The sequence below is a fragment of the Streptomyces sp. genome, assembly GCF_031181705.1.
Classification (GTDB): Bacteria; Actinomycetota; Actinomycetes; order Streptomycetales; family Streptomycetaceae; genus Streptomyces.
Genome location: NZ_JAPSKN010000119.1, coordinates 12,426 through 17,337, shown reverse-complemented (window position 1 = coordinate 17,337; position 4,912 = coordinate 12,426). Strand labels below are relative to the sequence as shown.

Genomic DNA, 4,912 nt, shown 5'->3' with positions numbered 1-4,912 from the left:
GGTGTGGCGCGAGACGCTCGCAGCCGTCGCGCCGCCCCTGCTCGCCGTCCTAGCCGTCCTCGCCGTACTCGTCCTGCTCCTGCCGCTGGGCCGCCGTGCCGCGTCGGCATGGGGCCCGGCCCGCCTGACCCGCGCCACCGCCGCCCGCACAGCCGACCGAACCGCCACCCGTCCGGCCGAGCACCCAGCCGCCCGTCCGGCCGATCCCACGGCCGACCGTCCCGCCGAGCACACATCCCAGCCCAGGGCCGACCGTCCCGCCGAGCACACATCCCAACCCAGGGCCGGGCACACCACCGAGCCCACATCCCAGCACCGAGCCGAGCACACAGCAGACCGACGGCCCAGCGACTGACCAGACCGAGAGCCGACCGGCCGCACAGGGCCGCGAAGAGCCGAACCGCCAGGGGGGAACCACCGTGCGTCCGCCAGTAACGCCAAAGGAGAGATCCACGCCAGAACCCACACCGGCACGGGACGGCGCGAACACCCCCGGCACCCCCGGCACCCCCGGCAGCATCCCCGAGACCGCCAGCCAGTCCTCCAGTCCGTCGCTCTCGGAGTCGTCGAGCGCGGCACACCAGCCCGTGACGGACCTGGCCGACCTGAGCCCGGTCCGGCCGGGCCGCAGCGCGCTCGCCTGGCCCGGCCTTCCGCTGCTCGCCGCGCTCGCGCTGTGGGCGTACGCCGTCCGGCACACGGACGTCTCACGGCTCGACGACTACGGCCTGGTCACCGCGCTGCACCCGGCGTTCTGGGCCGGACTGGTGGTGCTCACGGCCGGTTTCTGGTTCACGGTCCGCGATCCTCGCCGCCCGGGCGGCTGGGCGGCGGCGTACGTCCTCGGACTGCTGGTCATGGAGCGGGCCACCCAGGCCGTGCTCTACCCGACCCCGCTCTACGCCTGGGCGTGGAAGCACGACGCGGTCATCGACCACCTGCTGACGGCCGGCGGTCTGCAGACGGCCGACCAGGTCGGCGACATGGCGGTGTACGACCAGTGGCCGGGCTTCTTCGCCGCCCAGGCCGCCCTGGTGCGGCTGCTGGGGGTGGAGTCGTCGGCGATGTTCATGGCCTGGTGGCCCCTGGCCTCCAGCCTGATGCTGCTGCTCCCGCTGCTGCTGATCTACCGCACCTTCACCGAGGACCGACGGCTGATCTGGACCGCGGTGTGGCTGTTCTACGTCGCCAACTGGGTCGGGCAGGACTACTTCTCGCCCCAGTCGGTGGCCTACGCGCTGCACGTCGGGGTCCTCGCCGTCGTCCTGCGCCGCTTCGGCCGGTCCGCCGGACGGCGTGGGCGGCCCCGGCAGGCGGTGTGGACGGTGGTGCTCACGCTCCTGATCACGGCGATCGTCATCTCCCACCAGCTCACCCCGGGCATGCTGGTCGTCTGCCTGGTCGCCCTGTGCCTGAGCCGCCGCTACCGCGACTGGATGCCCGCGGTCACGACCGTGGTGATCTTCCTGGCCTGGTGCCTGACGGCCGCGCTGCCTTTCCTGTCCGCCGCGATGCCCGACATGATCCGCTCCGTGGGCGACGTCGGCGCCAACGTCGAGACCGGCTACGGCGCCACCCCGACCGGCACCGGAGCCATCGCGACCTCCTGGGCGGCCCGGCTGCTGTCCGGCTCGGTCCTGCTGCTCGCGGCCGCCGGGGTGCTGCGCGAGCGGGTGCTGCGCCACCGGGCCCGGCCGCTGCTGCTGATCGCGGCGGCCCCGCTGCCGATGTTCGCGGCGAGCAGCTACGGCAGCGAGATGATCTTCCGGGTGCTGCTGTTCATGCTGCCGGGGGCCGCCTTCTTCGCCGCCGCGGCGATCCTGCCCCAGGTCCGCACGCTCGCCGCCGACGCCGCCGTGGGGGTGGCGGACGGCCGGCGGCCCGCCCCCGCCCCCGTCGGCCGCCCGCGGGCCGGCACCTGGGTGCCGCTGGCCGCGCTGCTCGGCGGCACGCTGGCGTTCGTGCCGGCCTACTCCGGCAAGGACCGGATCAACTACTTCCCGCCGCAGGAAGTCGCCCTCGTACGGCAGCTGTTCGACCAGGCGCCCGACGGCTCGCTCGTCGTGGCCGCCAACCGCAACTACCCGCTCGCCTACGACTCCTACGGGAGCGTCGGCCACTACTGGTTCCTGGACGACGCCCGCAGCCATGTCGACCGGATCGTGCGGGACCCGGCCGCCACCCTCGCCGCCGACATGGCCGGGGTGGAGCGGCCGGCCCGGGCCTACTTCCTGCTCACCCGGGGACAGCTGGCCAACTCCGAGATGAACGGGCAGCTCACCAGGGCGCAGCTGGACCGCGTACGGGACTCGGTGGCCGCCTCGCCGCGGTTCCGGCTCGTCGCGGAGAACGGCGCCGGATGGCTCTACGAACTGAGGCGGGCGGGGGGAGCGGAGCGATGACACCGCAGGAACTCGTGGTCCGGATGCTGCCGCCGTTCGGCGGGTGGCTGGCGCTCGCCGCGCTCGCCCTGCCCGGCGGATCGCCGCTGCGGGGCGCCGCGGTCGTGCTCTTCCTGGCGGCGGGCCCGGGCGCGGCCCTGGTCAGGGTCTGCGCCCCCGCGTTCGCGGCGCGCCCCGCGCAAGGGCCCGTCGAGCGCCGGGACCCCGACTTCGCCCGCCACTCCGACCTGCTGGAACGGTGGATGCTGACGCTGTTGCTGAGCATCGTCGCCGTGATGCTCGTGGCGACCGTGCTGATCGCCACGCACACCTTCAGCGCGCAGCGGGTGCTGCTGACGCTGACGCTGCTGACCACACTCGCCGCGTTCTGTCCGCCGCTGCGCGCCTCCCCGCCGGCGCGGACGACGCCGAGGACACCGAAGGGTTCCGCTCAGTGAGGTTCAACCGTCCCCACCGTCCCTTCCGCCGCGGGCACCACCCGACCGGGCAGCGCCGCAGGCCACCGCAGGAGGAGCGGCGGACCGCCGGCCCGCTGGCGTCGAGCCGGCGCCGTCTGCTGATCGGGTCGGCGACGGTCGTGAGCGCGGTCCTGGTCGCCGTCCTCGCCCTGCGGGACGCCGCCGGGCCGCAGGACCAGGGAGCAGCCGGTGCCGGGGCGGACTGCCGCCCCACGGAACTCCTGGAACCGCCCTGCGGCGCCTGGTTCGGCGCGTTCGTGCCGCACGAGCGGGACGATCTGCCGGAGAAGGTGCGCGCCTACGAGGAGCGCGTCGGCCGCCCGCTCGACATCGTGTACACGTACCACGACATGTCGCTGCCCGAGGGCACCCGCCGCGAGGGCCAGCTGCTTACGCCGGAGGAACAGCGCGTCGGCGAGGACCACCTGCTGCTGCTCTCCTGGGAGAGCAAGTGGTGGGGCGGTACGAAGAGGCAGCAGCCGACCTGGAAGCAGATCGCGGCCGGCGAGCTGGACGAGAAGGTCATCGACGTCCAGGCCCGGCGCATCAAGGACTACGGCAGGAAGGTGTTCCTCTCCTTCGACCTGGAGATGGACACCCGCACCCCGGCCAACGGCACGCCCGCCGAGTTCGTGCGGGCCTACCGGCACATCCACGACCGGTTCCGCGAGCTGGGCGTCGACAACGTGGTGTGGACGTGGATCACCACCGGGTACCTCGACCACGGCGACGTGATCAGGCAGATGTATCCCGGCGACGAGTACGTCGACTGGATCGGCTACAACCAGTACAACTACTACCGCTGCCACAACACCGGCTGGCTCACCTTCGCGCAGACGCAGGACGCCACGCACGAGTGGATCCGGAAGAACATCTCCGACGACAAGCCGCTGATGCTCTCCGAGTTCGGCACGGCGGCGGACTCGGCCCGCCCGCAGCGGCAGGCCGAGTGGTACGCGCAGGTGCCCGGAGTGCTGAAGGGCCTGGAGGGCGTGAAGGCGGCCCTCCAGTGGAACTACCGCGACCCCGGGCCGCACTGCGATCTCGCCCTGGCCAACGACGCGGCCTGGGACAGCCTGCGCGAGGCGGTCGCCGATCCGTATCTCAACCAGCCGCTGAAGTAGCAGGGGCGACCGCGTCAGCCGGCGAACTCGGGCCCGCGCACCCGCGCGCGGGCCCGCCGGTACCACCGCCAGGCGATCGTCTTCGGTCCGTCGCGGTACGGCGCGACCCGCGCACCCGCCCCGGCCAGCCAGCCCTCGACGTCGGCGACGGTGTGGCCGCGGCGGACGATGAGCCGGGCGATGCGGTACCGCTCGTCGTGGCCGGAGCTGAGGGCGTGACGGACGGCGGTCGCCGTCTCGTAGCCGGCCCGGACCGACATGGCGCGCACGCGCGGGCTGTTGTAGCCGTGCGGGTAGGCGAGATGCCGGACCTCGTGCCCGAGGGCGTCCTCCAGGACGGCCTTGGAGGTGCGCAGTTCGAAGGCCAGGTCCTTCGCGGACAGCGTGTCGAGCTGCGCGTGCGTCACCGTGTGACTGCCGATCTCCATGCCGGAACGTTCCAGCTCCGTCACGCCCGCCAGGGTCATCATCGGGGCGGGCGGCAGCAGACTGCGTCCGCCCGGGACGATGGCGCCGGTGGTGAGATAGGCGGTGGCGGGCAGCGCCCGCTCGGCCAGCGCCTCGGCGGTGGGGCCGGGCAGATCGGCGAACCCGTCGTCGAAGGTGAGCAGCACGGGCCGGGGCGGCAGGGGCGCCCGCCCGGCCAGGTGATCGGCGACCGCGCTGATCGTGACGGGCGTACGCCCACTGCGCACCACGGCGTCCAGATGCGCGGCGAACTGCGCGGGCGTGACCGTGAACTCGGCGATCCAGCCCGGCGGGTCGTCCATCACGGAGTGGTACAGGAAGACGGGAATGACCGTGGAGCCGGCCTCACCGGCCGCGCCCGCCGTGGAGCCGGTCTCACCGGCCGCGCCCGCAGTGGAGCCGGTCTCACCGGCCGCCGCCTCCGCGCGGGGCTCACCCCGGGTGAGCGGGAGGTGCTGGG

General features: G+C 73.6%; 4 protein-coding genes. 3 read left to right on the top strand and 1 reads right to left on the bottom strand.

Annotated elements, in window-relative coordinates; translation table 11 throughout:
• Positions 1–587: 587 nt before the first annotated feature.
• The 3 genes from RIN80_RS20760 to RIN80_RS20750 are packed head-to-tail and all read left to right on the top strand — an operon-like array spanning position 588 to position 3,984.
• The gene (locus tag RIN80_RS20760) at positions 588–2,402 is read left to right on the top strand and encodes a glycosyltransferase (protein WP_309097128.1); all 1,815 of its coding nucleotides are present in this window, start codon (positions 588–590) and stop codon (positions 2,400–2,402) included.
• Positions 2,399–2,839, top strand: coding sequence for a hypothetical protein (locus RIN80_RS20755; RefSeq protein ID WP_309097127.1), 441 nt, complete (start codon positions 2,399–2,401; stop codon positions 2,837–2,839). Before RIN80_RS20760 ends, RIN80_RS20755 begins: the two co-directional genes overlap by 4 nt.
• Positions 2,836–3,984, top strand: coding sequence for a glycosyl hydrolase (locus RIN80_RS20750; protein ID WP_309097126.1), 1,149 nt, complete (start codon positions 2,836–2,838; stop codon positions 3,982–3,984). The genes RIN80_RS20755 and RIN80_RS20750 overlap by 4 nt, the downstream gene beginning before the upstream one ends.
• 14 nt (positions 3,985–3,998) lie before the next feature.
• Here RIN80_RS20750 and RIN80_RS20745 read toward each other — a convergent pair whose 3' ends face one another.
• Entirely contained in the window at positions 3,999–4,754 is a 756-nt protein-coding gene (locus RIN80_RS20745) for a polysaccharide deacetylase family protein (protein WP_309097130.1), read from the bottom strand.
• Positions 4,755–4,912: the final 158 nt, after the last annotated feature.

Excerpts from the sequence above, each read along its gene's own strand:
- RIN80_RS20745 (WP_309097130.1), bottom strand. The coding sequence starts at position 4,754 with ATGGACGACCCGCCGGGCTGGATCGCCGAGTTCACGGTCACGCCCGCG.
- RIN80_RS20755 (WP_309097127.1), top strand. The coding sequence starts at position 2,399 with ATGACACCGCAGGAACTCGTGGTCCGGATGCTGCCGCCGTTCGGCGGG.